This window comes from Streptomyces sp. NPDC048504, from assembly GCF_043200035.1.
GTDB lineage: Bacteria > Actinomycetota > Actinomycetes > Streptomycetales > Streptomycetaceae > Streptomyces.
This window is the reverse complement of the sequence record NZ_JBICXA010000007.1, coordinates 16,824-42,829: the sequence shown is the minus strand read 5'-3', so window position 1 is coordinate 42,829 and position 26,006 is coordinate 16,824. Positions and strand designations below refer to the sequence as shown.

Annotated in this window: 20 protein-coding genes; 9 read left to right on the top strand and 11 right to left on the bottom strand. The window is 69.9% G+C overall.

The features are described from left to right. Positions 1 to 185 precede the first annotated feature (185 nt). Together ACGFY9_RS18560 and ACGFY9_RS18555 are read left to right on the top strand one after the other, a co-directional pair. Positions 186 to 1,568, top strand: coding sequence for a glycine--tRNA ligase (locus tag ACGFY9_RS18560; protein ID WP_393755348.1), 1,383 nt, complete (start codon positions 186 to 188; stop codon positions 1,566 to 1,568). Between the two features lie 169 nt (positions 1,569 to 1,737). Further along, positions 1,738 to 2,349, top strand: coding sequence for a LysE family translocator (locus ACGFY9_RS18555; protein WP_393755346.1), 612 nt, complete (start codon positions 1,738 to 1,740; stop codon positions 2,347 to 2,349). A 12-nt stretch (positions 2,350 to 2,361) separates the two neighbouring features. On the opposite strand, the gene ACGFY9_RS18550 is transcribed toward ACGFY9_RS18555, so the two are convergent. Continuing rightward, positions 2,362 to 3,408 carry a chitinase gene (locus ACGFY9_RS18550; RefSeq protein ID WP_393755344.1) on the bottom strand — a complete coding sequence of 349 codons (1,047 nt, stop codon included), beginning with the start codon at positions 3,406 to 3,408 and terminating at the stop codon, positions 2,362 to 2,364. 161 nt (positions 3,409 to 3,569) lie between these two features. On the opposite strand from ACGFY9_RS18550, the gene ACGFY9_RS18545 reads away from it, so the two are divergent. After that, positions 3,570 to 4,580: an aldo/keto reductase gene (locus ACGFY9_RS18545; RefSeq protein WP_393755342.1), complete on the top strand. Its 1,011-nt coding sequence runs from the start codon at positions 3,570 to 3,572 to the stop codon at positions 4,578 to 4,580. A 26-nt stretch (positions 4,581 to 4,606) separates the two neighbouring features. Next, complete coding sequence (locus tag ACGFY9_RS18540) at positions 4,607 to 5,194, top strand: TetR family transcriptional regulator (RefSeq protein ID WP_393755340.1); 588 nt, start codon at positions 4,607 to 4,609, stop codon at positions 5,192 to 5,194. Between the two features lie 116 nt (positions 5,195 to 5,310). Here the strand turns inward: ACGFY9_RS18540 and ACGFY9_RS18535 are convergent, their stop codons facing one another. The 3 genes from ACGFY9_RS18535 to ACGFY9_RS18525 all read right to left on the bottom strand — a co-directional run bounded on the left by ACGFY9_RS18535 (position 5,311) and on the right by ACGFY9_RS18525 (position 8,308). Next, on the bottom strand, positions 5,311 to 6,459 hold the full coding sequence (locus ACGFY9_RS18535; RefSeq protein WP_393755339.1) for a serine hydrolase domain-containing protein: 1,149 nt from the start codon (positions 6,457 to 6,459) through the stop codon (positions 5,311 to 5,313). 81 nt (positions 6,460 to 6,540) lie between these two features. Next, a complete protein-coding gene (locus ACGFY9_RS18530; RefSeq protein ID WP_393755337.1) occupies positions 6,541 to 6,747 on the bottom strand; it encodes a hypothetical protein in 207 nt (68 codons plus the stop codon). 133 nt (positions 6,748 to 6,880) lie between these two features. Further along, the gene (locus tag ACGFY9_RS18525; protein WP_393755335.1) at positions 6,881 to 8,308 is read right to left on the bottom strand and encodes an MFS transporter; all 1,428 of its coding nucleotides are present in this window, start codon (positions 8,306 to 8,308) and stop codon (positions 6,881 to 6,883) included. A 101-nt stretch (positions 8,309 to 8,409) separates the two neighbouring features. On the opposite strand from ACGFY9_RS18525, the gene ACGFY9_RS18520 reads away from it, so the two are divergent. Beyond that, complete coding sequence (locus tag ACGFY9_RS18520) at positions 8,410 to 9,306, top strand: helix-turn-helix transcriptional regulator (protein ID WP_393755333.1); 897 nt, start codon at positions 8,410 to 8,412, stop codon at positions 9,304 to 9,306. A 63-nt stretch (positions 9,307 to 9,369) separates the two neighbouring features. Here the strand turns inward: ACGFY9_RS18520 and ACGFY9_RS18515 are convergent, their stop codons facing one another. After that, complete coding sequence (locus ACGFY9_RS18515; RefSeq protein WP_393755331.1) at positions 9,370 to 10,815, bottom strand: MFS transporter; 1,446 nt, start codon at positions 10,813 to 10,815, stop codon at positions 9,370 to 9,372. A gap of 97 nt (positions 10,816 to 10,912) precedes the next feature. Between ACGFY9_RS18515 and dusB the strand changes: the two genes are divergently transcribed. Next, positions 10,913 to 12,091 (top strand): tRNA dihydrouridine synthase DusB, encoded by a 1,179-nt coding sequence (gene dusB, locus ACGFY9_RS18510; RefSeq protein WP_393755329.1) that lies wholly within the window; start codon positions 10,913 to 10,915, stop codon positions 12,089 to 12,091. A 53-nt stretch (positions 12,092 to 12,144) separates the two neighbouring features. Here the strand turns inward: dusB and ACGFY9_RS18505 are convergent, their stop codons facing one another. The 3 genes from ACGFY9_RS18505 to ACGFY9_RS18495 form a co-directional block, all read right to left on the bottom strand. After that, positions 12,145 to 13,809 carry a sulfatase-like hydrolase/transferase gene (locus ACGFY9_RS18505; protein ID WP_393755943.1) on the bottom strand — a complete coding sequence of 555 codons (1,665 nt, stop codon included), beginning with the start codon at positions 13,807 to 13,809 and terminating at the stop codon, positions 12,145 to 12,147. A 1,052-nt stretch (positions 13,810 to 14,861) separates the two neighbouring features. After that, a complete protein-coding gene (locus ACGFY9_RS18500; protein ID WP_393755328.1) occupies positions 14,862 to 16,799 on the bottom strand; it encodes a glycogen debranching N-terminal domain-containing protein in 1,938 nt (645 codons plus the stop codon). Between the two features lie 60 nt (positions 16,800 to 16,859). Next, the gene (locus ACGFY9_RS18495) at positions 16,860 to 18,305 is read right to left on the bottom strand and encodes a hypothetical protein (protein WP_393755326.1); all 1,446 of its coding nucleotides are present in this window, start codon (positions 18,303 to 18,305) and stop codon (positions 16,860 to 16,862) included. 120 nt (positions 18,306 to 18,425) lie between these two features. Here ACGFY9_RS18495 and ACGFY9_RS18490 point away from each other — a divergent pair, with 120 nt between their 5' ends. Both ACGFY9_RS18490 and ppdK read left to right on the top strand, forming a co-directional pair. Next, positions 18,426 to 19,628 carry an ROK family protein gene (locus ACGFY9_RS18490; protein ID WP_393755324.1) on the top strand — a complete coding sequence of 401 codons (1,203 nt, stop codon included), beginning with the start codon at positions 18,426 to 18,428 and terminating at the stop codon, positions 19,626 to 19,628. 405 nt (positions 19,629 to 20,033) lie between these two features. After that, positions 20,034 to 22,754, top strand: coding sequence for a pyruvate, phosphate dikinase (gene ppdK / locus ACGFY9_RS18485; protein WP_393755323.1), 2,721 nt, complete (start codon positions 20,034 to 20,036; stop codon positions 22,752 to 22,754). 162 nt (positions 22,755 to 22,916) lie between these two features. On the opposite strand, the gene ACGFY9_RS18480 is transcribed toward ppdK, so the two are convergent. Together ACGFY9_RS18480 and ACGFY9_RS18475 are read right to left on the bottom strand one after the other, a co-directional pair. Further along, positions 22,917 to 23,039, bottom strand: coding sequence for a pyridoxamine 5'-phosphate oxidase family protein (locus ACGFY9_RS18480; protein ID WP_393755321.1), 123 nt, complete (start codon positions 23,037 to 23,039; stop codon positions 22,917 to 22,919). Positions 23,040 to 23,148: 109 nt separating this feature from the next. Next, on the bottom strand, positions 23,149 to 23,988 hold the full coding sequence (locus ACGFY9_RS18475; RefSeq protein ID WP_393755320.1) for an alpha/beta hydrolase: 840 nt from the start codon (positions 23,986 to 23,988) through the stop codon (positions 23,149 to 23,151). 176 nt (positions 23,989 to 24,164) lie between these two features. On the opposite strand from ACGFY9_RS18475, the gene ACGFY9_RS18470 reads away from it, so the two are divergent. Continuing rightward, positions 24,165 to 25,367 carry a PucR family transcriptional regulator gene (locus tag ACGFY9_RS18470; RefSeq protein ID WP_393755319.1) on the top strand — a complete coding sequence of 401 codons (1,203 nt, stop codon included), beginning with the start codon at positions 24,165 to 24,167 and terminating at the stop codon, positions 25,365 to 25,367. 21 nt (positions 25,368 to 25,388) lie between these two features. Here the strand turns inward: ACGFY9_RS18470 and ACGFY9_RS18465 are convergent, their stop codons facing one another. Continuing rightward, on the bottom strand, positions 25,389 to 25,892 hold the full coding sequence (locus tag ACGFY9_RS18465) for an excalibur calcium-binding domain-containing protein (RefSeq protein WP_393755941.1): 504 nt from the start codon (positions 25,890 to 25,892) through the stop codon (positions 25,389 to 25,391). Between the last annotated feature and the right edge of the window lie 114 nt (positions 25,893 to 26,006).

Here is a 26,006-nt window from a genome sequence, read left to right as displayed (position 1 = left end):
GACAGTCATTTTCAACTGAGATGGAAACCGTTGTCAACAAGCTGCGGTCAGGGAACCGATTTGATACGGGGGCGGGAGGCGCCGGTAACCTGAGGCATTCGCCCGCCCGTCTCCCGACCACCACCCCCCATTGAGGCGCTTCGCGCCGCCCCTCCCTATTGTCCATTCGTCATGAAGAGAGCACCGTGGCCGCCGACAAGATCGACACCATCGTCAGCCTGAGCAAGCGCCGTGGCTTCGTATTCCCCAGTAGTGAGATCTACGGCGGCCAGCGCGCCGCCTGGGACTACGGGCCGCTGGGTGTCGAGCTCAAGGAGAACCTGAAGCGCCAGTGGTGGCGCTACATGGTGACGTCGCGCGAGGACGTGGTCGGTATCGACTCGTCCGTGATCCTGGCCCCCGAGGTGTGGGTCGCCTCCGGCCACGTCGCCACTTTCTCGGACCCGCTGACCGAGTGCACCGCGTGCCACAAGCGGTTCCGCGCGGACCACCTGGAGGAGGCGTACGAGGCCAAGCACGGCCGCGCCCCCGAGAAGGGCCTCGCCGACATCAACTGCCCCAACTGCGGCAACAAGGGCCAGTTCACCGAGCCCAAGGAGTTCTCGGGCCTGCTCTCCACCCACCTGGGCCCGACGCAGGACACCGGCTCCGTCGCCTATCTGCGCCCCGAGACCGCCCAGGGCATCTTCACCAACTTCGCCCAGGTGCAGACCACTTCGCGCCGCAAGCCGCCGTTCGGCATCGCGCAGATGGGCAAGTCCTTCCGCAACGAGATCACGCCCGGCAACTTCATCTTCCGGACCCGCGAGTTCGAGCAGATGGAGATGGAGTTCTTCGTCAAGCCGGGCGAGGACGAGAAGTGGCAGGAGTACTGGATGGAGCAGCGCTGGAACTGGTACACCGGCCTGGGCCTGCGCGAGGAGAACATGCGGTGGTACGACCACCCCAAGGAGAAGCTCTCCCACTACTCCAAGCGCACCGCTGACATCGAGTACCGCTTCCAGTTCGGCGGCAACGAGTGGGGCGAGCTGGAAGGCGTCGCCAACCGCACGGACTTCGACCTGACCGCCCACTCCAAGGCCTCCGGCCAGGACCTCTCCTTCTTCGACCAGGAGGCCCAGGAGCGCTGGACGCCGTACGTCATCGAGCCCGCCGCCGGTGTCGGCCGCGCGATGCTGGCGTTCCTGCTCGACGCGTACGTCGAGGACGAAGCGCCCAACGCCAAGGGCAAGTTGGAGAAGCGCACGGTGCTGCGCCTGGACCACCGGCTCGCCCCGGTGAAGGTCGCGGTGCTTCCGCTGTCCCGCAACCCGGAGCTGTCCCCGAAGGCCAAGGGCCTTGCCGCCGCGCTCCGTCAGAACTGGAACATCGAGTTCGACGACGCCGGTGCCATCGGCCGCCGTTACCGCCGTCAGGACGAGATCGGTACGCCGTACTGCGTGACGGTCGACTTCGACACCCTTGAGGACAACGCGGTGACGGTGCGCGAGCGCGACTCGATGAAGCAGGAACGCGTGTCGCTGGACCAGATCGAGGGGTACCTGGCCGGGCGGCTGATCGGCGCCTAGGTCTGTTTGAACGGAGAACGCCGGACGGGCTGAGATTGCCTGGACCGGCGCGTGGACAGTCGAACGCCGGACGGGCTGGAAATCCCCGTCCGGCGTTGGTCATTGGTCCCCGATACCGGCGGCCCAGTGGACCTGCCACGAGGTCCGCGGCGCCGCCAGGCTGGCTCTCATGAGCCTCGCCTTCCTCCTCACGACCCTTGTCGTGGTCGCCACCCCTGGCACCGGTGTCATCTACACCCTGGCCGCCGGTCTCTCCCGTGGGCGGAGCGCGAGCGTCCTCGCGGCCCTCGCCTGCACGCTCGGGATCGTGCCGCACGTGCTGGCCACCGTCGTCGGGCTGGCCGCGCTGCTGAACGCCAGTGCCGCCGCCTTCCAGATCCTCAAGTACGCCGGTGTCGCCTATCTCCTCCACATGGCGTGGGTGACGGCGAAGGACAAGGCGGTGATCGACGTCGACCAGGACAGCGCACCCCTGTCCGCGGGCCGCGTGATCGTCCGGGGCGTGCTGATCAACATCCTCAACCCGAAGCTGACGATCTTCTTCTTCGCGTTCCTGCCCCAGTTCGTGAGTCCCGACGAACCCCACTCCACCGTAAGGATGTTGGCGCTCAGCGGGGTCTTCATGCTGGCGACCTTCGTCGTCTTCGCCGCGTACGGCGTTCTCGCGGCCTCCGTCCGCAGCCACGTCACCTCTCGGCCGAGGGTGATGACATGGCTGCGGCGGAGCTTCGCGGGGTCGTTCGTGGCGCTGGGGGCGAAGCTCGCCCTCACCGAGCGCTAGATCTCCTGGATCTCAACGCCCTTGCAGCGACCTGACGTTGTCGCCGAACGTCCAGTTCTTCGAGCCGTCCCAGTTGATGGACCAGGTCATCAGGCCCTTGAGACTCGTGCCGTAGTGCTTCCACGCCTGGGAGACCAGGGACGGTGACATGTAGCCGCCGCCCGCGCCCGACTGGGCGGGCAGGCCCGGGACTTGCTTGTCGTAGGGGACCTTGATCGTCGTACCCTGCACGACCAGGCCCTTGTTGAGGCAGTCGGTCTGGGCGGTGAAGCCCGCGACCGTGCCGGCCGAGTAGGAGTCGCCGGAGCAGCCGTACATGCTGCCGTTGTAGTACTGCATGTTGAGCCACCACAGGCGGCCGTTGTCCGCGTACTTCTTCACGATCGGGAGATACGCGCCCCAGATCGAGCCGTACGTGATGCTGCCGCCGGTGACGTAGGCGGTCTCCGGGGCCATCGTCAGGCCGAAGTTGGATGGCATCTGGGCGAGGATGCCGTCGATGATGCGGATCAAGTTGGCCTGGGACGTGGAGAGTTGGCCTATGTTCCCGCTGCCGACCAGGCCCGTCTCGATGTCGATGTCTATGCCGTCGAAGTTGTACTTCTTCAGGATCGGGACGATCGTCGAGACGAACTTGTCGGCGACCGTGGACGAACTGAGGTCGATGCCCGCGGCCGCGCCGCCGATCGACATCAGGATCGTCTGGCCGGAGGCCTTCGCCGCGCACATCTCCGCCGGCGTGGCCACCTTCACGCCCGTGTCCATGCCGTCCTCCCAGAGGGCCGTTCCGTCGGAACGGATGACCGGGAAGGCCGCGTTGATCACGTTGTAGCCGTGGGTGGCGATCGCGGAGTTGGTGATCGGGGTCCAGCCGAAGGGCGGATGAACGCCGTTGGCGGAACCGTCCCAGTTCTCCCAGTAGCCCTGGAGGACCTTGCCGGCGGGGCGGGACTTCACGGCGCAGGTGTCGGCGGCGGATGCGGTGGGGGCGGTGGCTATGGAGAGCGGGATGAGGAGCGTGGCCGTCGTGAGGGCGGCGGTGAGGAGTCGACGGAGCATACGGGCCTCCCGGTGGGGGTGCGGTGAGGTGTCGTAGGCATGACAGTGCGCGTGGTCCAGACCTTTCGTCAAGAGGTATGGACCGCGTTGCTCGCCCGTGGAAATGGGAGTTGGAATGACAGATATTGAAATCTGTCATCTGTCATGCCAGGGTGGCATGCATGACGATCCCCACGCGCACTCTCGGAACCACCGGCCCCCAGGTCTCCGCCCTCGGCCTCGGCTGCATGGGCATGTCCGCGTTGTACGGCGACGCGGACCGGGCCGAGTCCATCGCCACCATCCACGCCGCCCTCGAAGCGGGCGTGACGCTCCTCGACACCGGCGACTTCTACGCCATGGGTCACAACGAGATGCTGATCGGCGAGGCCCTGCGCGCCGCCCCCGCCGCCCGGCGCGAACAGGCGCTCACCAGCGTGAAGTTCGGGGCGCTGCGTGGCCCGGACGGCGGCTGGTCCGGGTACGACGGCAGGCCCGCCGCCGTGAAGAACTTCGCCGCGTACTCCCTCCAGCGCCTCGGCGTCGACCACATCGACGTGTACCGGATCGCCCGGGTCGACCCCGGCGTACCCGTCGAGGAGACGGTCGGCGCGATCGCCGAACTGGTCGAGCAGGGCTACGTCCGGCACATCGGGCTCAGCGAGGTCGGCGCCGACACGATCCGCCGGGCCGCCGCGACCGCGCCGATCGCGGATGTGCAGCTGGAGTACGCGCTGATCACGCGCGGCATCGAGGACCGGATCCTGCCGGTCACCCGCGAGCTGGGCATCTCCGTCACCGCCTACGGCGTGCTGTCCCGCGGGCTGATCTCCGGGCACTTCACGTCCGACCGGCAGCTCGGCGCGACCGACTTCCGGGCGCACTCGCCGCGCTTCCAGGGCGAGAACCTCCAGCACAACCTGGGCCTGGTCGAGCAGTTGCGGAAGCTCGCCGAGCAGAAGGGCGTCTCCGTCGCCCAACTCGCCATCGCCTGGGTGCTGTCGCGGGGCGAGGACATCGTGCCGCTGGTCGGCGCGCGCACCCGGGAGCGGCTCGCGGAGTCGCTGGGCGCGCTGGACGTCGTCCTGGACGCGGCGGACCTGGCGGCGATCGAGGCGGCCGTACCGGCGGACGCGGCGGTGGGCGACCGCTACCCGTCGGCGATGATGGCGCACCTCGACAGCGAGCACTGATCCGGCCTGCGGGTACGGTCTCCGTCATGGCACCGAGCGAGACCCTGACCGCCGAGCGCATCCTCGAAGCGACCGAGGAGGTGCTGCGCCGCCACGGCCCGGCGAAGGCCACCGTGGTCGACGTGGCCCGCGCGCTCGGCGTCAGCCATGGCACCGTCTACCGGCACTTCCGCACGAAGGCCGCGCTGCGGGAGGCGGTGACCCAGCGGTGGCTGGACCGGACGGCAGAGACGCTGTCCGGGATCGTCACCGGGACCGACCAGGACCCGGAGACCCGCCTGCGGGACTGGCTCACGGGACTGTTCGCGGCCAAGCGGCGCAAGGCGGGCGGCGACCCCGAACTCTTCGCCACGTACTCGGTCCTAGCGGAGGAGGCGGGCGAGGTGGTCAGCGCCCACATCGACGAACTCACCGGCCAGCTCACCACGATCGTCCGCGCGGGAATCGAGAGCGGCGCCTTCACGGTCGCCGACCCGGCCGTCGCCGCCCGCACGGTGTTCCAGGCCACCGGCCGCTTCCACGACCCGTCCTACGCGCGGGAGTGGCAGAAGCCGGGCGTGGAGGGGGAGTTCGGGGAGATGGTGGAGCTGTTGGTGCGGGGTCTGCGCGGCTGACGCTGGACCTCTTGCCCCGCGCGCTGCGGTGAACTGGCCCTGGGTTCCGGTCAGTTCACTTTGACGGTGACGGCCGGGGAGCAGGTCGTGCCGGCCGCGACGGCGAGCCGAGAGCGTCAGCGCCCCGCCGCGCACCCCCAGAACTCCCGCATCAGCGCTGTCGGTACCGGGCTCGTCATCGCCACCTGGGTCAGCAGGACCGTCACCGTGCCCGTGGGCGGGACCACGTGGGCCGCGGTGCCGGTGCCGCCGACCCAGCCGTAGCGGCCGGGGACGTTCCACGGGTCGACCGGAGCGACGTCGACCTGGCCGCCGTAGCCCCAGCCCTGGCCCTCCAGGAAGAGGGTGGCGGCGTCGCGCTGGGCGGCGGTGAGGTGGTTGGTGGTCATGCGGCTCACGGAGGTGGGGGAGAGGACCGGGGTGCCGTCCGGCGCCGCGCCGGCGTTCGCGAGCATCCGGCCGAAGGCCAGGAGGTCGTCGGCCGTCGAGACCAGGCCGCCGGCGCCCGACGGGAAGGCCGGGGGCCGGCTGAAGCCGCCGTCCGGGGTGTCGGCCTGTTCCAGGGCGCCCTGCCCGCCCGGGGTGTAGGCGGTGGTGAAGCGGGCCCGCTTCGACTCCGGGACCATGAACCCCGTGTCCGGCATGCCCAGCGGCCCGAAGAACCGCTCCGCCAGGAAGTCGGGGAACGACGAGCCCGAGGCACGGGCGACCAGGACGCCCTGAAGGTCCGAGCAGGTGTTGTACAGCCACGCGGCGCCCGGCTGGCGCACCATCGGGATCCGGGACAGGGCGGCGAGCCACTCGTCGGGGCCGGGCTGGAGGTAGGGCGCGCGGCCGTCCTGCTGGAACGCGAGCAGCGCCTGGACGGCCGGCAGGGAGAAGTCGTCCGGGAAGCCCCAGCCGGCCCGGAAGCTCAGCAGGTCCTCGACCGTGATCGGACGCTCCGCCGGAACCACGTCCTCGACCGGCGAGGACGGCCTGCGGACCACCGTCGGCTTCGCCAGCTCCGGCAGCCACTCCACCACCGGCGCGTCCAGCGCGAGACGCCCGTCCTCCACCAGCGCCAGCACCGCCGCCGCCGCGACCGGCTTGCTGACCGAGGCGATCCGGAAGATCGAGTCGCGAGCCATCGGGGCGGTGCCTTCGACGTCGACGGAGCCGACGGCGACCACCTCGACGTCGTCGCCGCGGGCCACCAGGCCCACCGCCCCCGGCACGGTGCCGTCGTCGACGCGTCGCCGCAGGGTGTCGTGGAGAGAACTCATCGGTCGGCCTTCCGGTCCGGGGAGTCGTATCGCATACGTCGGATACGACTCTCCTCGCCCCGCGAACTCATCGCTCCCCGCTCAGCCCGCGGACGGATCCACCGTCGCCTGGTGCTCCTCGGCCAGATGCTCCTCCGCCTTCAGCCAGGGCAGGAACTGGGCGCTCTTCTTCCAGCCGCACGTGTCGCAGCTGATCGTGCGCTTCGCGCCGGTGCGCAGCACCCGGACGACGTGCTCGCGTCCGTGCTGGTCCCAGCGGCTCACCTTGCTCGTGTTGATCTCCAGCATGATGTCTCGCCTCCGGCACAGAGTGTGCAGCAAGACCAACATCAACAGGGCTCAATTCACGCCGAGTTGTCCAAGCTGTGAACATGACATCCCGGGTGTCGTGCGGCATGTCGTCCGTATGTCCTCCGGTATGTCACCCGATCGTGCGCGGCAGCCGCAGGCTGAGCAGCCCGGTCAGGACGACCCCGGCCAACTGCGCCAACAGCGTTGTCGCCAGGGCGTCCCGCATGCCCATCCCCGGGACCAGGGAGAGGAAGAGGGTGCCGAGCGTGGCCACGCCCAGCGCCAGCGCGGACTGCTGGGTGGTGACCATCACCCCGGCGCCCACACCGGCACGGGCGGCCGGGACCTCGGACAGGATGATCCGGAAGATGATGGGGAGTTGGAGCGCCTGACCGGCGCCGGCGACGGCCGCGCCCGGGAGCAGTTCGACGAACCCGAGGTGCGGCCAGGAGCGCCACACGGCCAGCACGATCAGCCCCAGACCCACCGCCTGTATGACCGAACCGGCGGTCACGACCCGCGTGCCGTACCGGGCCACCAGGCGCGGCCCGGCGAGCGAGGCGAGGAAGAAGGTCACCGCCAGCGGGACGAGCGCGAGGCCCGCCGCGACCGGGCCGAGACCCGCGCCGCTCTGCAACGCCACCGCGATCACGAACATGAACCCGCTGAAGCCGATCGCGAACGGCAGGATCATCACCAGCCCGCGCCGCAGCGAGGTCAGCGCCAGCAGACTCGGCGGCACCAGAGGCGTACGGCCCTGCCGGTCCGCCCTGCGCTCCACGGCGTAGAACGCCGACGCGAGCCCCGGGAACGCGGCCAGCGACAGCCACGTCCACAGCGGCCAGCCCGCCGCCCGGCCCTCGGTCAGCGGCACGAGCAGGGCCAGCAGGGACGCGCCGAGCAGGAAGGTGCCGGGCACGTCGATCGGCTCAGGGTGCTGGGAACGCGTCTCCGGGACGACCTTGGCGGCCAGGAACAGGCCGATGACGACGACCGGCACGTTCACCAGGAACACCGCGCGCCAGCCGGTACCGGCGATGTCCGCGGCGACCAGGACCCCGCCGAGGATCTGGCCGGCCACCATGGCGAGGCCGGCGGTCGCGCCGTACAGGCCCATGGCCTTGGCGCGGCGCTGGCCCTGCGTGGCGGACTGGATGGTGGCGAGGACCTGCGGGAGCATCGCCGCGGACGCCGCGCCCTGCGCGATCCGCGCCGCGACCAGCGTCCACGCGGTGGGCGCGAGCCCGCACGCCAGCGAGGTCAGCCCGAACGCGGCCATCCCGCCCAGGAACAGCCGGCGGCGCCCGAACAGGTCGCCGAGCCGGCCGCCGAGGACGAGCAGTACGGCGTACGAGACTCCGTAGCCGGCGACGACGAGTTCGAGGACGGCCTCGCTCGCCGAGAGGTCCTTGCCGATGGTCGGCAGGGCCACGTTCACGATGAAGAAGTCGATGAGGGGCAGCGCCGCGGCCAGCAGCACCGTGAACAGTCCGAGGCCGCTGAGCACGGGTGCCGCCGCCGGGGATCTGACGGTGCGGGAAGCGATGGTTTCGGTCACGCTGACGAGCGTGCGCCTCCCGGGAGACTGGTACCAGAGTGTCCTTATCCTGGTAGCACGACTACCTGGAAACAGGCTCCGTACAGCGGCAGACTGGGGTGATGACGACGATGGCACAGGAGACGGTGACAGAGGCGACGGCCGAGGCCGCGGGTGCTCCGCAGACCGCGTCGACGGTCCGGCGGCATGAGCTCGCCGCGTTCCTGCGCCACCGCCGTGAGCACATCACCCCCGAGCAGGTCGGCCTCCCGCGCGGCACCCGGCGCCGTACACCCGGCCTGCGCCGCGAGGAGGTCGCGCAGCTCGCCGCGGTCGGAGTCACCTGGTACACGTGGCTCGAACAGGCGAGGGACATCCAGGTCTCGGTACAGGTGCTGGACGCCCTCGCCCGCACCCTGTTCCTGGACAGCAGCGAACGCTCCCACCTCTTCCAGCTGGCCGGTGCGATCGACCCGCAGCCGGCCACGAGCTGCGCGGTCGTCACGCCCGCCCTGCAGGCGATGCTGGACCAGCTGGACCCGATCCCTGCCTGTCTGCAGAACAGCAGGTACGACATCCTCGCCTACAACCGCACCTACGGGATGCTGCTCTGTGACATGGACGCGGTACCGCTCGAGGACCGCAACTGCATGATCCTCTCCTACACGCACGAGGAGTGGCGGTCGTCGATCGTGCACCTGGAGAAGAGCCAGCGCCTCATGGCCGCCCGCTTCCGGGGCTCGATGGCCGACCACCTGGCCGACCCCACCTGGAAGACCCTCCTCAAGCGCCTGCGCACGTCCCCCGAGTTCTGCGAGGTCTGGGACCGCCACGAGGTCATGGGCGCCAGCCCCCGCCGCAAGGAGTTCCGCAACACCCACGTGGGCCGCATCACCGTCGACCACACCGACCTGTGGCTGGGCCCGGCGAGGGGACCGAGGATGGTGACGTACGCTCCCGCGGACGCCGAGTCGAGAGACCGACTGGAGAGCCTGCACGCCCTAGCGCAGGCCAGGTGAGGGTTTTGCTTTTAGGGGCGCGGGGAACTGCGCGACCAGCCACGACGCACCCGCACTCGAAAACTAAGCGCTGATCCCCGCCGCTTCGCGTACTTCAACAGACGACAACTTCTCAGCCGTACGCTCAGCAGTCCGACGCGCCCACACCCCACTGGTAACCGCACCGAGCACCAGCACAGCCACCCCGCACGCCACCAGAATCCACCACCCGGGCCGAGCAGCAGACACGAACGTCTCCTTGTACGACGACGCCGACACCCCGGAAGCCAACACCGCCCCGACCACCGCAACCCCGAGCGTCTGCCCCAACTGCCGACTCGTGGACGCCACGGCCGCCGCAACCCCCGCCTGAGCGCGCGGCATCCCCGACACCGCCGTGTTGGTGATCGGCGCGTTCACGAACCCGAACCCGATCCCGAACAGCGCGTACCCGATGAACCGCGAGACGCCCGACGTCTCCGCCTCGAACCCCGCGAACATCACCGCACTGGCCGTCATCGCCGTCCCCGCGATCAGCAGGGATATGCGCGGCCCATGACTACCGACCAGCCGCCCCGAAATCGGCGCGCACAGGAACGTGGGCACAGCCATCGGCAGCATCCACAGACCGGCGTGCAGCGCGTCAAGACCCACCACGTTCTGCAGATACAGCGTGGACAGGAACAGGAAGCCGCCCAGCGCCGAGAACGCGCTGATGGCGATCACCGTCGCCCCACTGAACGGCGCCGAACGGAAGAAGCGCAGGTCGATGAGGGGTTCGTCGCGCCGAGGCTCGTACCAGAGCAGCGCGACGAGCGCGGCCAGCGCGAGCACCGCGAAGGGCAGGACCGAGGTGAACCCGGAGTCCGGCGCCTCGATGATCGCGTACGTCAGGGAGCCGAACAGGGCGATCACCAGGAGCTGGCCGACCGGGTCGGCACGGCGGGCCTTGGGCGCACGCGACTCGGGGATGAACTTCAGCGTGAGCAGCAGCGCGGCCAGGCCCACCGGCAGGTTGATCCAGAAGATCGACCGCCAGCCGACCGAGTCCACGAGCAGCCCGCCGATCAGCGGCCCCGCGGCCATCGATATGCCGACGACCGCGCCCCACACGCCGATCGCCCGGGCGCGCTCGCGCGGCTCGGTGAAGGTGTTGGTGATGATCGACATGGCGACCGGGTTGAGCATCGAGCCGCCGACCGCCTGGATCATGCGGAACCAGATCAGCGCGTTCAGACCGGGCGCCAGGGAGCAGAGCAGGGAGCCGAGGCTGAAGACCACCAGGCCGGCGATGAAGACCCGCTTGCGGCCGATGCGGTCGGCGGTGGAGCCCGCCAGCATCAGCAGGGAGGCCAGGACCAGGGTGTACGCGTCGATCGTCCACTGCAGACCGGAGGTCGACGCGTGCAGATCGGTCTGCATCGCGGGCAGCGCGACGTTCAGGATGGTCACGTCCAGGCTCACGATCAGCAGACTCATGCAGCAGATCGCGAGCACCAGCTGTCGGCGGCGGTGGCTGAGCTCGGGCATGCGCACCATCGTACGCCAAACTCGATAGTGCGGCTAACTAATTACCGATACATGATCCTCGGCCCGAGTACCCGGCGTCGTACGGGACAATGGAGCAATGTCCATGCCCGTCTCCGCGCCCGTCGCCCCGCCCGTGTCCCCGGCTGCGGCCCCCTTGCAGGTCGGCCCGCACACCGTCTCGCCGCCCGTCGTCCTGGCCCCCATGGCCGGGATCACCAACGCGCCCTTCCGCACCCTGTGCAGGGAGTTCAGCGGCGGCAAGGGTCTGTTCGTGAGCGAGATGATCACGACCCGGGCGTTGGTCGAGCGCAACGACAAGACCATGCAGCTGATCCGTTTCGACGCGACCGAGACGCCGCGTTCGATCCAGCTGTACGGCGTGGACCCGGCGACCGTCGGCAAGGCCGTCCGCATGATCGCGGAGGAGGGGCTCGCCGACCACATCGACCTCAACTTCGGCTGCCCGGTGCCGAAGGTGACCCGCAAGGGCGGCGGCTCCGCGCTGCCGTACAAGCGGAACCTGCTGCGGGCGATCCTGAAGGAGGCCGTCAGCGGGGCCGGTGACCTGCCCGTCACGATGAAGATGCGCAAGGGCATCGACGACGACCACATCACGTTCCTCGACGCCGGCCGCATCGCCGTCGAGGAGGGCGTCACGTCCATCGCGCTGCACGGCCGCACGGCCGCCCAGCACTACGGCGGCACGGCGGACTGGGACGCGATCGCACGCCTGAAGGAGCATGTGCCGGAGATCCCCGTGCTCGGCAACGGCGACATCTGGTCGGCGCAGGACGCGCTGCGGATGGTGCGGGAGACCGGGTGCGACGGGGTCGTGGTCGGGCGCGGGTGCCTCGGGCGGCCGTGGCTGTTCGCCGACCTCGTGGCCGCGTTCGAGGGGCGTGAACAGAACGTCTTGGAGCCGTCGTTGCGCGAGGTCGCCGACGTCATGGTGCGGCACGCGACGCTGCTCGGTGAGTGGATCGGGGACGAGGCGCGGGGAGTCATCGACTTCCGTAAGCACGTCGCCTGGTACCTGAAGGGCTTCGCGGTCGGCAGCGAGATGCGCAAGCGGCTCGCGATCACTTCCTCGCTGGAGGAACTCCGGGCCGGGCTCGACGAGTTGGACCTCGACCAGCCCTGGCCGGTGGGCGCGGACGGGCCCCGCGGCCGTACGTCCGGCAACAACAGGGTGGTGTTGCCGGACGGTTGGCTGAAGGACCCGTACGACTGCGCGGGGATCAGCGAGGACGCGGAGCTGGACACGTCCGGCGGCTGAACGCCCTTGGGCAGCTGGTCAGTTGGGTGGCTGCTCAGTTCTTCTTCCGCCGCTCAGTTGTTCTTCGGGTGGGGCGTCGAGCCGTACGCAGTGAGGAACTTGTCGCGGAAGTCGCTCATCTTCCACACCGGGGCGCTGTGGGCGGGGCGCAGGCCGTCGGTCCAGTTCCAACTGTCGATCTTCTGAAGGATCTTGGGGTCCTTGGCGACGATCGAGATCGGGACGTCACGGCTGGCGTGGTTGCCGCTGACGCGGGCGATCGGCTGGTGGTCGCCGAGGAAGACGAGCACGGTGTTGTCGTTGCCGTAGCGCTCCAGCCACTGGGTGAGGGAGTTCACCGAGTACTGGATCGACTTGCCGTACTCCTGGCGGGACTTGGTGGAGTCGGCGATGACGTCGGACGCCTTGTTGCCGGCCTTCTGGATCGCGTCGAAGACCGAACCGTTGCCCAGTTGGTCCCAGGGGACGAGCTTCGGGATCGGCGCCCAGGGCTGGTGGCTCGACGTCAGGATGATCATCGACATCAGGGACTTGCCGTCGGTGCGGGGCTTGCTGTGGATCTGGTTCTGGAACTGCTCCAGCGCGTACTGGTCGGGCATCGTGGACCAGCTGAACTTCGGTCCCTTGTAGCCGAGTTGGAAGGCGTTGTAGACCTTGTCGAGGCCGTAGAAGCTCTGCTCCGGCCAGGCCTTCTGCACGCCCGGCATCACGCCGACGGTGTCGAAGTCGCCGGTCTTCTTGAAGGCGTCGGTCAGGCTCAGGTGGTCGCTGGCCATCACCGTGCGGTAGCGCTGCTGGTTGCTGACCCACAGGCCCGACATGGTGGTGGAGTGGCCGAGCCAGCTGCTGCCGCCGTACGTCGCCGAGGTCAGCCAGCCGCTCTTCGCGGCGAAGCCCGCCTTGGAGAGGGCCGTCGTGTCGGCGGCGAGCGTCGAGTCGACACCGGGCGCCATGATCGGGTCCTCGATCGCGCTACGGCCGTAGCTCTCGATGAAGGTGAAGATCACGTCCTTGCCGCGGAGGTCCGGGACGAGCTGGCTGCCGGGGGTGTTGCCGAAGGCGTCGACCTTGGCGACCTTCTTGAACTCGGCCTCGTCGCGCAGGGTTTCCTGCATCGCGCGCACCTGGTACTTGATGACGCCGGCGGTGTGGTCGGCGGCGAGCGGGATGCCGTGGAACTCCAGCGCGAACGCGGTGAGGGTGATCCACACCGTGCCGGCGATCAGGGTGCCCTTGGTCGCGATGGCCTTGTAGGTCACCAGGACGTTGCTGAGCCGGACCATCGCCAGGGCGACGAGGACGATCAGCACGACGATGAGCGCGATCAGGCCGACCGTGATGGCCTGCGTGGCCGCCCCGCCGAAGGTGTCCTTCAGATACCCGCGGGCATCCCCGAACAGGCTCCAGTCCAGGATGATGTTGAAGTGCCGGCCCAGGTATTCGTTGAACCCCATGTCGAACATGTTCAGCACGGCGATGGCCCCGACGAGCGCGCCGAAGCCCGCGGCCACGATGATCCGGGCCCGCCGCGGCAGACTCAGCAGAACCACGGCCGCCATGATCGCCTCGGCCGGTATCCGCGCGAACTCCATGAGCCTCAACTGCCCCAGCGTGTTGGGCATTTCGAGGCAGACGTAAACCAGCACGGCGGCGAGAAACGTGACGACCCAGGAGAGCGTGAGCGCGGCCACGGGGTGCTGTTCGCGCCAGGCCTGCATACGACGCCGGAGGCCGAGCCGGCTGCTCCAGCTGCGGGGGCCGGGGCGCTTGGGGCGGGGGGCGGTGGCTTTCGTGGCGCCGGAGGCGGTGTCTACGGCGGCTCCGGGGTCGGTTGAGGTGTCCGCGTCCGCGTCGGTGGCTGAGGCTTCAGCTTCGGTGTCCGGGTTGGTCGCGGTGGCGTTCTCGGCGGCCTCGGGGTCGGGTGCTTCGGAGTCTGCGGCTCCGGGGGCGGTGGCGTCGACAGCCTCGGCTGTCCCGGACTTCACGGCGCTGGACGCGGTGTCGGGCGCGGCTTCCGCCGTAGCCCCGGAGGGCGCTTCTACGGCCCGGTCGGGCGCGGGGGCTTCGGCTTGCTCGGGCTCGGCAGTGGGAGAAGCGTCGGCTTCGGGCGCCGCGCCTGCAGGGGAACCGGCCTCGGTCGCGGCGCCAGCAGGCGAGCTGGCCTCGGTCTTGGCGGCGGTAGAAGTGCCGGCTTCGGTCTTGGCGCCCGCAGCGGAGCCGGCCTTGGTCGCGGCATCGGCGGAAGGCCTGGCCTTGCTCTTGACGCTCGCGAGGCGCTCGGCCTTCGTCTCGGCGACTGCGGGGGTTCTGGCCTTGGTCTCGCCGTCGGGGCCCACCGACAGGTCGGTCTCGGTGACGGCAGCTGCGGACGTGCCGGCCTTGGCCTCGCTCGCGGTGACTTCGGAAGTGTCGGCCTCGGCCTCACCGACTGCGGAACTCCCCGCACTTGCCCCGGACTTGGTCCCAGTGTCGGCGGCGATGTCGGAGGCCCCAGGTGCGGCCTCCGGCGTTGCTATCGCGGCGTCCGGTGTCGGTTCGTCGTTCGTGTCCGGGGGCAGTACCTCGCCATCGGCTGCCCCGGCCGTATTCGGTGTCTGGCGTGTGCTCGTGTGCTGAGGCAACCCGAAGGTCCTTCCGTGCGAGGCCCGTGATCGGAGTAGAGGGGCGGTCCGACTGGGGAGGCAGGACCGCCCCTCTTCCGTACGAGTTGCCTCGGGCCCCTGTTCACGGAACTGGGCAAACACCCGGCAAACGGCTTATCACCGTTGTGTCACGCGCCCCCGACCGCCGTGAGCAGCGCCAACGGAGCCGCCGCCGAACGGGACTCCCGTACGCACGCGTGCGGGTACGGAACCGGATCCGGGTGGGTGTCGCGGCCGTAGCCCGCGATGACCTCCGGGAGGCGGTGGCCGGTCGCCGTCGCCGCGTCGACCAGCGCGTGCGCGACCGTGCGGGCCTCGTCGTGCAGGCCGTAGCGGGCCAGGCCCAGCGTGATCAGCGCGTTGTCGTGCGGCCAGACCGAACCCCGGTGGTACGACAGCGGGTGGTACGCCGCTTGACCCGAGGCGAGGGTGCGGACGCCCCAGCCCGAGAAGAAGTCCGGGGCCAGGAGTCTGCGGCCGACCAGCTCGCCGTACTCCTTGTCCAGCAGGCCGGACCAGAGCAGGTGGCCCGCGTCCGACGCCAGTGCGTCGACCTGTCGGCCCTCGCCGTCCAGTGCCAGCGCCGGGAACGAGTGGTCCCGCATCCAGAAGTCCCGCTGGAAACGGTCCCGGAGGTCGGCCGCCGCCTGTTCCAGAAGGGCCGCGTAGGTCTCGTCCTCCCATACCGTGCGGGCGAGTTGAGCCGTGCGGCGCAGCGCGTCGTACGCGTAACCCTGCGCCCCCGCCGCCATCACCGGACCGCTCGCCCGCGTGCCGTCGGCGCCGCAGATCGCGCCGGGGGAGTCCTTCCAGTTCTGGTTGGCCAGGCCGCCCTGGTCGGCGCGGTAGACCAGGTAGCCGCGCGAGGTCAGGCCGCCGTGGTCGAGCATCCAGCCGATCGCGGCACGGGCGTTGTGCTCCAGGCGGCGGGCCAGGGCCGTGTCGCCGGTCTGCTCCACGTACGCGCCGAGCAGCACCAGGAACAGCGGCGTCGCGTCCACCGAGCCGTAGTAACGGCCGTACGGCACCTGCCCGAAGTGCGCCAGCTCGCCGTGCCGCACCTCGTGCACGATCTTGCCGGGCTGGGAGACCGACTCGGGGCCCACGTCCGTCGCCTGGGTCGCGGCGAGCGCCGGCAGTGTGGCGGCGGCGAGTTGGGGGCGGTACGGGAGGGCGAACAATGACGTCAGAAGTGCGTCTCTGCCCAGCAGGGTCAGGAACCAGGGTGCCCCCGCCGCCGGTACGCGCAGTTCCTCGCCGTCGGGGCCCGTCGCCGGTACCTGGAGCGAGGCCAGGTCCGACAGGCCCCGGGCGCAGGCGGCGGCCAACTCCGGCCAGCCGGTGGGGAAGGAGACGCCCTGGACGTACTCGCCCTCCAGGGCGATGAGTTGGTCGTTCAGGGCGGACGGTGAGCGCGGTACCCGCAGGGCGCGCTTGTCGCCGTGCGGGCGGGCCATCACGCGGAGCGCCAACTCGGCGGTGCCGTGCGGTTCGAGGTCCAGGGTCCACACCATGCGGCGGGCGCCGGTGCCGGTCTCCTCGACGCCGTCGGGAGCGGGCTCGGCCGTGACCGTCGTACAAGAACGCCATTCGCCGCGCTGGTAGGCGAACTCCACGCCGTCCTCCAGGACTTGGCGGGAGCGGGTGGCGCCGGTCTTCGCGTAGGTGCGGTGGTCGGAGCGGAGTTCGAACTGGTCCGTGAAGTCGGCGTCCGCGGTGACCGCGAGCCGGACCGTCGTCGGCACCGGGCGGTTGCTGGTCACCTTCAGCGATTCGACGAACGCGCCGTCGCCGACGGCCTGTTCACGGAAGAGCGTGTGCGCGGGCGGCTCCTGGCGGCCGCCGCGCGGGACGAGGACACAGCGCGCCATGTCCCCGTCGGCCACCGGCGTCAGCGCCTCCGGCACCGCGCCGTCGACCGTCAACTGCCAGCGGCTCAGGTGCCGGGCGTCCCGTACGAATAACCCGTCCGGGGAACTGCCGCCCCGTACGCCGCTGATGTCCCCGCCGTCGCCCACGGCTGCGAACGTCCCGCCGTGCACGAGCAGATGATGCCGGTCCGTCATCCCCGGTCCCCTCCCTTGATTCTCTTGGCGACCTTGACTTCTGTGTCACTGACGTCCGTGTCAGTCACGTGTGTCACTCATGTCGAACGTGCCGAGTCCCGCGGCGGACACGCCGTGTCCAGGGGGCTCGTGGAGCAGATCGAGGGTCAGCGCGGCGGTCCAGCTGAAGCCGGTCGCGCCGCACGCCTCACCGTCGTACGGGTCGACGTACTCGGCGAAGTCGGTGGTGGCGGCGGTCTCCAGGACCGCCTCGCGCAGGGCGTCCGCCCGCGGCCGCTCGCCGTGCAGTCGCAGGCCGCGCTCCAGCAGCCAGCTCGTGTTGAACCAGGCAGGGCCGCGCCAGTACCGGTGCGGATCGAAGGCCTCGCCCAACAGGTCGTAGCTGGGCGGGAGTCGAGTGGTGTCGCCGAGCCCGAAGTGCGGGCCGGACGCCGTACGGACCAGGGCCGTGGTGATGTCCCGGGGCAGGTCGGGGAGGAGGAGCGGGATCAGGCCGGAGACGCTGCGCTCGGGGATCAGGCCCTCGCCGCGTACGTCGCGGCAGAAGAACATGCCCTCCGCCGGGTCCCACAGCCGCTCGATCAGCACCCCGGTGAGGCGCTCCGCGCGCGCGTGCCGGGCCGTGCCCGTCGCCCCCAACTCCCGGGCGATACGGGCCAGTGCGTGCTCGGAGGCGATGAGCAGGGCGTTGAAGGACGGGTCCTCCACGGCGAACTCGCTTGCCCCGGCCCCGTATCTCCCGCCCAGCCCATCCCTGTAATCACCGTCCCGGTAGTCCGTCGCGAGCCGCACGTAACGGCCGTAGTCCAAGTCCGTCGGCCGGTCCTCGGCGGCTCCGTGGTCGAGGTCCGCGCGCCGGAAGGAACGGGCCGGGGCGGGCGTGATCCGGCTCAACGGGGCGTCCCAGCAAGGGCTGTTGTCCATACCCTGTTCCCAGGGATGTACGACGGACGCGAGCCCGCCCCCGCCCAGGTCCCGCCGGTGCAGCAGATAGCGGTGCCAGGCGGCCAGCCGGGGGTAGACACCGGCGAGGAAGCCACGCGCGCGGGACAGGCCCGGGTCGGCGCAGTGCACGAGCCACGCGGCAAGCGCGTGGACCGGTGGCTGCACGATGCCCGAGGTCTGTACGGTGCGCGGGGCGCCCGCTGCGCGCCCCGCGGTCGAGGAGCGCCAGAAGTCGGGGCTCGGGAAGTACGCGTCGAGCGGTACGGAGGGGTTGAAGACGATGTGCGGGATACGGCCGTCGCCCCACTGGGCGGCGAGCAGCGTCTCCAGCTCCGTCTGCGCCCGCAGCGGCGAGAGGTGCCGCAGACCGATCGCGATGAACGCGGAGTCCCAGGACCACTGGTGCGGATACAGACCGCGGGAGGGGACGGTTGAGGTACCCGTCCAGTTCCCTTCCAGTACGGCAGCCGCCCTGAGGTGCAGCGAACCTGACAAGGGTGGCGGATCGTATACGAAGGTGCGTTCCACGGGGAGGGCTGTGAGCTGGGCAGTGCGATCCACTCGGGACTCCACGAAACACATCGTGCCGACCGGTTCGGTCATGGCTACCGTAGGGTTACGTCTATTTAACACGCAAAACTCAATATGTAATGCAGGGTTGAGAAACACAAGGGGGTGCGCATGACTGGACGAGGTCAGGCGAGCGCCGGCGATCTGCTCGAACTGGTACGCACCGGGCGCGCCACGACCCGCGGCGCCCTCCAACAGGTGACGGGACTCTCACGCGCGACCGTCGGCCAGCGCCTGGACCGGCTCTTCCGCGCGGGCTGGCTGCGCGAGGGCGCGGGCGGCCCGGTGGACTCCCCGCAGGGCGGCAGGCCCTCGATCACCCTGGAATTCGACGACGCCCACGCCGTAGTCCTCGCGGCGGACCTGGACACCCGCCACGCGCGCGCGTGCGTCCTCTCGCTCACCGGCGAGATCCTCGCCGAGCACGGCGGCACGCTCGTCATCGAGGACGGCCCGGACGCCGTACTGGGCGAACTCGGCCGCTGGTTCGCCGAACTCCTGGAGAAGGCCGGACACCAGCCGTCCGAGGTCTGCGGCATCGGCCTCGCGGTCCCCGGGCCCGTCGACAGCGAGACCGGCCGCGTCGTCCAGCCGCCGATGATGCCCGGCTGGGACGGCTACGACATAAGAGGCCGCCTGGCGCGCGCCTTCACCGAACACACCGGCGCCCCCCGGGTCCCGGTCCTGGTCGACAACGACGCCAACCTCATGGCCTACGGCGAACAGCGCACCGGGCACCCCGACTGCTCGGCCTTCGTCCTGGTCAAGGTGTCGACGGGTATCGGTGCCGGAGTGGTCGTCGGCGGTTCCATCTTCCGGGGGATCGACGGCGGCGCCGGCGACATCGGCCACATCCGCGTCCCGGCGGGCGCGCAGGCGCTGTGCCGTTGCGGGTCCTACGGCTGTCTCGCCGCCGTCGCCAGCGGTGGTGCCGTGGCGCGACGGCTGGCCGAGACCGGGGTGCCGGCGGCGTCCGGCTCGGATGTGCGGGACCTGCTCGCGTCCGGGCATCCGGGAGCGGCCGCGTTCGCCCGCGAGGCGGGACGACAGGTCGGAGACGTTCTGGCCACCGTGGTGACGCTGCTGAACCCCGGGGTTCTGATGATCGCGGGAGACCTGGCCGGAACGTCCTTCCTCACGGGCGTACGCGAGCTGCTGTACCAGCGGGCGCTGCCGCGCTCCACCGCTCATCTGCACGTACTGACCTCACGGCTGGGTGAGCGGGCCGGGCTGGTGGGGGCGGGGGCGCTGGTCGTGGAGCATCTGTACGCCCCGGAGCGGGTGGAGGAGCGGTTGCTCGCGCTGGGCATGTGACGTCCGCGTTTCCGTCCCGAGACTCGTCCGGATGGTGAAATCCGGTCCGGTGTGGAAGCGTGATTCTCGCCACCTTTGATAGGGGTGGCGCTCAGGTGAGCGGATCTTGCGCGGCTGCACTTCTCCAAGGGGTGGCACTCCGTGCCACCCCTTGATCGTTCATCGATCGAAAACAGCCGAGCCGCGAGCCGCTCATGTGAGCGTAAATGAGCGCTGATGGGCCGCGTCGCGTTCAAGAAGTGAAAACATCCGGCGGTATTCGCTTGCCGAGCCTTGACTTTCGATCCGCTGGCGGACTGCCGGTTACAGACGCATGACATGCAAGTGGACGTACCCAGACGCCTTCGATCTGGGTATGTTCCTGGCCGTCAGGGCAGCCACCCGCGTCCCGAGGAGTCGAGACCCGTGTCGGAAAACAAAGAACCCCACGTAGTGAAGTTCGTCTACGACTTCACCGAGGGAAACAAGGACCTCAAGGACCTCCTCGGCGGCAAGGGTGCCAACCTCGCCGAGATGACGAACCTGGGCCTTCCCGTCCCTCCCGGCTTCACCATCACCACCGAGGCGTGCAAGACGTACCTCGACAGTGGCGAGGAGCCGGCGGCACTGCGTGACGAGGTGAGTGCACACCTCGACGCGCTTGAGTCGACGATGGGCAAGAAGCTGGGGCAGGCCGACGACCCCCTCCTCGTGTCGGTCCGTTCCGGGGCGAAGTTCTCGATGCCCGGCATGATGGACACGGTCCTGAACATCGGGCTCTCCGACAAGTCCGTGCAGGGCCTGGCGAAGCAGGCCGGCGACGAGCGCTTCGCGTGGGACTCGTACCGCCGCCTGATCCAGATGTTCGGCAAGACTGTCCTCGGCGTCGACGGCGACCTCTTCGAGGAGGCGCTCGACAAGGCCAAGGAGGTCAAGAAGGTCGCCGTCGACACCGAGTTGGACGCGGCCGACCTGAAGAAGCTGGTCACCCGGTTCAAGCGGATCGTCAAGACCGAGGCCGGCCGCGACTTCCCGCAGGACCCGCGCGAGCAGATGGACCTCGCCATCCACGCGGTCTTCGACTCCTGGAACACCGAACGCGCCAAGCTCTACCGCCGCCAGGAACGCATCCCGCACGACCTCGGCACGGCGGTCAACGTCTGCTCGATGGTCTTCGGCAACCTCGGCCCCGACTCGGGCACGGGCGTCGCCTTCACCCGCGACCCCGCCAGCGGCCACCAGGGCGTCTACGGCGACTACTTGCAGAACGCGCAGGGCGAGGACGTCGTGGCCGGCATCCGAAACACCGTCCCGCTCGCTGAACTTGAGCAGATCGACAAGAAGTCGTACGACCAGCTCATGCAGATCATGAAGACCCTGGAGAACCACTACAAGGATCTCTGCGACATCGAATTCACCATCGAGCGCGGGCAGTTGTGGATGCTGCAGACGCGGGTGGGGAAGCGGACGGCGGGTGCGGCCTTCCGTATCGCGACCCAACTCGTCGACCAGGGGCTGATCGACGAGGCGGAGGCCCTCCAGCGGGTCACCGGCGCGCAGTTGGCGCAGCTGATGTTCCCGCGCTTCGACGACGAGGCGAAGGTCCAGCAGGTCGGGCGGGGCATCGCGGCCTCGCCGGGTGCGGCGGTCGGCAAGGCGGTCTTCGACTCGTACACGGCGGTGAAGTGGTCGCGTTCGGGCGAGAAGGTGATCCTCGTCCGCCGCGAGACCAACCCCGACGACCTCGACGGCATGATCGCGGCCGAGGGCATCCTCACGTCGCGCGGCGGCAAGACGTCCCACGCGGCCGTCGTGGCGCGGGGCATGGGCAAGACGTGTGTCTGCGGCGCGGAGGAGCTTGAGGTCGACACCAAGCGGCGCCGGATGACGGTGCCGGGTGGTCACGTGGTCGAGGAGGGCGACGTGATCTCGATCGACGGCTCCAGCGGCAAGGTGTACCTCGGCGAGGTCCCGGTCGTCCCGTCCCCCGTCGTCGAGTACTTCGAGGGCCGGATGCACGCGGGCGCCGACGACGCCGACGAGCTGGTCGAGGCGGTCCACCGGATCATCGGATACGCGGACCGCGTACGCCGGTTGAGGGTCCGCGCCAACGCCGACAACGCCGAGGACGCGCTGCGCGCCCGCCGCTTCGGGGCGCAGGGCATCGGCCTCTGCCGTACGGAGCACATGTTCCTCGGCGACCGCCGCGAGCTGGTGGAACGCCTGATCCTGGCCGACACGGACACCGAACGCGAGGAGTCCCTCAAGGCTCTTCTCCCGCTCCAGAAGGCCGACTTCGTCGAGCTGTTCAAGGCGATGGACGGACTCCCGGTCACCGTCCGCCTGTTGGACCCCCCGCTGCACGAATTCCTCCCGGACATCACGGAGTTGTCGGTCCGCGTAGCGCTCGCCGAGTCCCGCCAGGAGTCCCACGAGAACGACCTGCGTCTCCTCCAGGCGGTCCACCGCCTGCACGAGCAGAACCCGATGCTGGGGCTGCGGGGTGTGCGGTTGGGCCTGGTGATCCCCGGCCTCTTCACGATGCAGGTAAGGGCGATCGCCGAGGCCGCCGCCGAGCGCAAGGCGGCGAAGGGCGACCCGCGCGCCGAGATCATGATCCCGCTCGTCGGCACGGTCCAGGAACTGGAGATCGTCCGCGAGGAGGCCGACCAGGTCGTAGCGGAGGTGGAGGCGGCAACGGGTACATCCCTGAAGCTGTCGATCGGCACGATGATCGAACTCCCGCGCGCGGCCCTGACCGCGGGCCAGATCGCGGAGGCGGCGGAGTTCTTCTCCTTCGGCACGAACGACCTCACGCAGACGGTGTGGGGCTTCAGCCGGGACGACGTAGAGGCCTCCTTCTTCACGGCCTACCTGGAGAAGGGCATCTTCGGCGTCTCCCCCTTCGAGACGATCGACCGCGACGGCGTCGGCTCCCTGGTGAAGCTCGCGGCGAAGGCGGGCCGCGAAACCCGCCCGGACCTCAAGCTCGGCGTCTGCGGCGAACACGGCGGCGACCCCGAGTCGGTCCACTTCTTCCACGAGGTCGGACTGGACTACGTGTCGTGCTCCCCGTTCCGGATCCCGGTGGCCAGGCTTGAGGCGGGGCGGGCGGCTTCGGCGGGGCAGGGGAGCGACCACCGGTAGGCCGTACGGCATTCAGTCGTACGGCATCCAAGGACCCCGGGGCTGTCGTCGGTCATCCTGACCCTCACCGACGCGGCGAAGGTCCCGGACCGTGAAAGAGGGCGGCACCCCTGTGCGGGGGGTGCCGCCCTCTTGTGCCGGTTGTCGGGCCGCGTCCGGGAGTTATCGGAGGTCGGCGATGGTGACGGGAACCGCGTGCGGTACCCCCTGAGCGTCGGCTGTCGCCAGTCGGGCGACGGGGGACGCGGCGAAACGTTCCCGGGCGACGACTGGCGAGAGCTTCATGTGGTCCACCGTAGCGAGGCCTGGAAGGCTGTCCGGCGGTGACAGGTCGGCGAGCGCGTGCCCTTGTGGGTGCCGCCGTCCTGCCGGCCGTCGCATCACCGAGTCCCGATCAGTGGTGTTCCTTGACGAAGGCCAGGGCCGCGTCGGCGACGTCCTGCCAGCCGCTGTCGAAGACCAGGGAGTGGCCGCGATTCGGGATCTCGCGGATGGCGGTGGGCGCGGTGTTGCGCTTCTGCCTCCTGTAGGAGGCGTTGGCGATCGCCGACGGTGCGATGTGGTCCTTCTCGCCGGTGATCAGGAGCATCGGGCCGCGCCGCGGGGTCTTCGTGTCGACCTTGATCTCGGTGAACGGATTGATGTTCGCGGTGGCGGCCTGGAACAGCGGGATGCCGGAGCCGGCCACCGGATACGTCTCGTACAGCCGCTTGGCCTCGCTCTCGCCCACCGCGTTGGCGAACGAGTAGCGGAACTGTTCGTAGGTCAACGCGACGGAGCGCCGGTAGTTGGCCGGGTTGCCCAGCACCGGCAGCCCCGACCTGAGCGCGGACAGCGGCAGCGGCAGCACCCCGCGGAACGGCGCCGAGTCCATCGGTACGGAGACCGCGGCCAGTCCCCGCCCGGCCAGCTGCTGGGTGATCAGCCCGCCGAAGGAGTGGCCGATCACCGCCGGCGGCCTGCTGAGCGCGCCGATGGCCTCGGCCATGTGGTCGGTGACCTGCTGGACACTCTTGCCGGCGAACACCGTCGGGTTCGCCCGCGCCTGGGCGACGGTCTCCGGGTCGTCCGGCCAGCCCGGGGCCAGCGTGGCGTAGCCGTTCTCCTCGAAGAACGCGCGCCACGGCTGCCAACTGGAGGCCAGCATCCACAGCCCGTGCACGAACACGACCGGTTTGAGGCCCGACGCGTTCGCCTGGGCGATCTCCTGCCGCTCGCGGGGGGTCAGGCTCATGGCGTGCCGCCTTTCTGTTCTGCTGGGGGTACCGGCTGCGCTCTCATCCTTGCCCTGAGGGCGGTCTCGGGACGATGTCCGGGGCTACACGAGTTGCCCGCCTGGATTGTCCCCACGAACAACGTGAAGGCTTCCCATCGCCCTTTCGGCGGACGGTGGGCGGCTAGGGTTGGCGCATGGAACATCCAGAGCCCGATCCCATGGGCGCACAGGTCGCACTGCTGGGCGCTCGGATGCTGGAGCGGGCCGGTGAACTGGCCGACGAGATGGTCGAGCGGATCCGGGCGGCCGTGCCGGTCTACCGGAGCGACGACGTGATCACGGCCGCGGAACTGCGGCGCACCTGTCTGGCGAACATCGACTTCGTCTTCGGCCCGATGGGCCACGCCCCGGCGCTGACCTCACCCGAGTCCCGTGACAACGGCCGACGGCGCGCACAGGCAGGAGTCCCGCTCACCTCGGTGATGGAGGCGTACCGCGTATCCGCCCGGTTCCTGTGGGAGCACCTGGCCGAACCCGCCGCCACCGGCGAGGTCGCCCCCGGGGCCGCCCTCCGCGCCGCCTCCGAGATGTGGCTCGTGCTCGACACCTTCACCCAGGAGATGGCCGACGGCTACCGCGAGGAGATCACCTCCCAGACCCTCAGCCGCGAAGCCGAACGCTCGGCCGTACTTCAGGCGCTCCTCGAAGGCCGCCTGGGCGACGACGAGGTGTACGAGGCCGCCGACATCCTGCGACTGCCGGCACAGGGTCCCTACGTGGTCGTCGCGGCCCAGGTACCGGAGGCCGGACGTCACGCGTTCACGCGCGCCGAGGACCTGCTTCGACCTCTCGGCGTGTCCTCCGCGTGGCGACTGCTGCACGACACCGAGGTCGGCATCGCACGGCTGCCCGGCGCCGACCCCGGTGTCGCAGCCCTCGCCGACGCCCTGGAGGCCGCCACCGAGGGCCGCATCGGGATCAGCCCGCTCTACCCCGACCTGCGCGGAACCGCCGAGGCCCGGAAGCTGGCCCGGATCGCGCTGCGCGGTGCGTACGACGGGCAGCGCGTCACCGTCTTCGACCGGGACCCGCTGGCCGTCGCGGCAGCCGGCGCCCCGCAGGTCATGCGGACCGTCGCCCACGCCACCCTCGGCACGCTCGACCAGGTGACCGACCGCGACCGTGCCCTGCTGCTCGACACGTTCGGCGCCTGGCTCGACGCCGACGGCTCCGCCGACCGTGCCGCCGCCGCCCTGTTCTGCCACCCCAACACCGTCCGGCACCGCCTGCGCCGACTCCAGGACCACACCGGCCGGTCACTGTCCCAACCCCGTGAACTGGCCGAACTCACCCTCGCCTTCGAGATCGACCGCCGGATCACGGACCCCGCGCACTGAGCGGTTACGACAGCTCGGAACTCACTCGCAGGCGACCCCGTCCCCGTCCCGGTCGAGATGGGAGTCGTAGCCCGGGTCGCCCACGTGCAGGGGTGTGACGCCGGCCGCGCGGGCCGCGGTGCAGTTCGTGTAATAGGTGCTGCCGCCGCCGGAGTTGGAGTCGTCGGAACCCGAGCCGGAACCTGAACCCGAGCCGCTGCCCGCGGCCGCCTCCGCGGTGACCGTCTTCGTGACCTTGACGGTCTTCGTCGTGGTCATCGTGGGGGCGGGCGCCGGGGTCGCCGTCTCCGTCGTCGTCGCCGTGACGGTCATCGTCGGCTGGGGGCTGGCCGCCGCGGGCTTCGCGTCGGCCGTCGTGTCGGTTTTCTTGTCCTGGCCCGAGCCGCCCGCGCCGACGCCGATGAAGAAGGCCAGGGCGAGGGCGGGGAGTACGTACCGCTTGCGGGCCCAGCGGGGTGCGTGGCGGACGGGCCGGAACGGCGGCTGGGGCTGGGGCATGGGTGGTGTGGCGTACGGGTGGGTCATGTCGTCCCCCTGTGTCTGGTGAGACATGGACCGTATTGCCCCGGTGAGGTCGGTGAAGGAAGAGTGACCATCTCGTGATGGATATGTCGCTCGGCGTGAGCGGAGCGGTGGCGG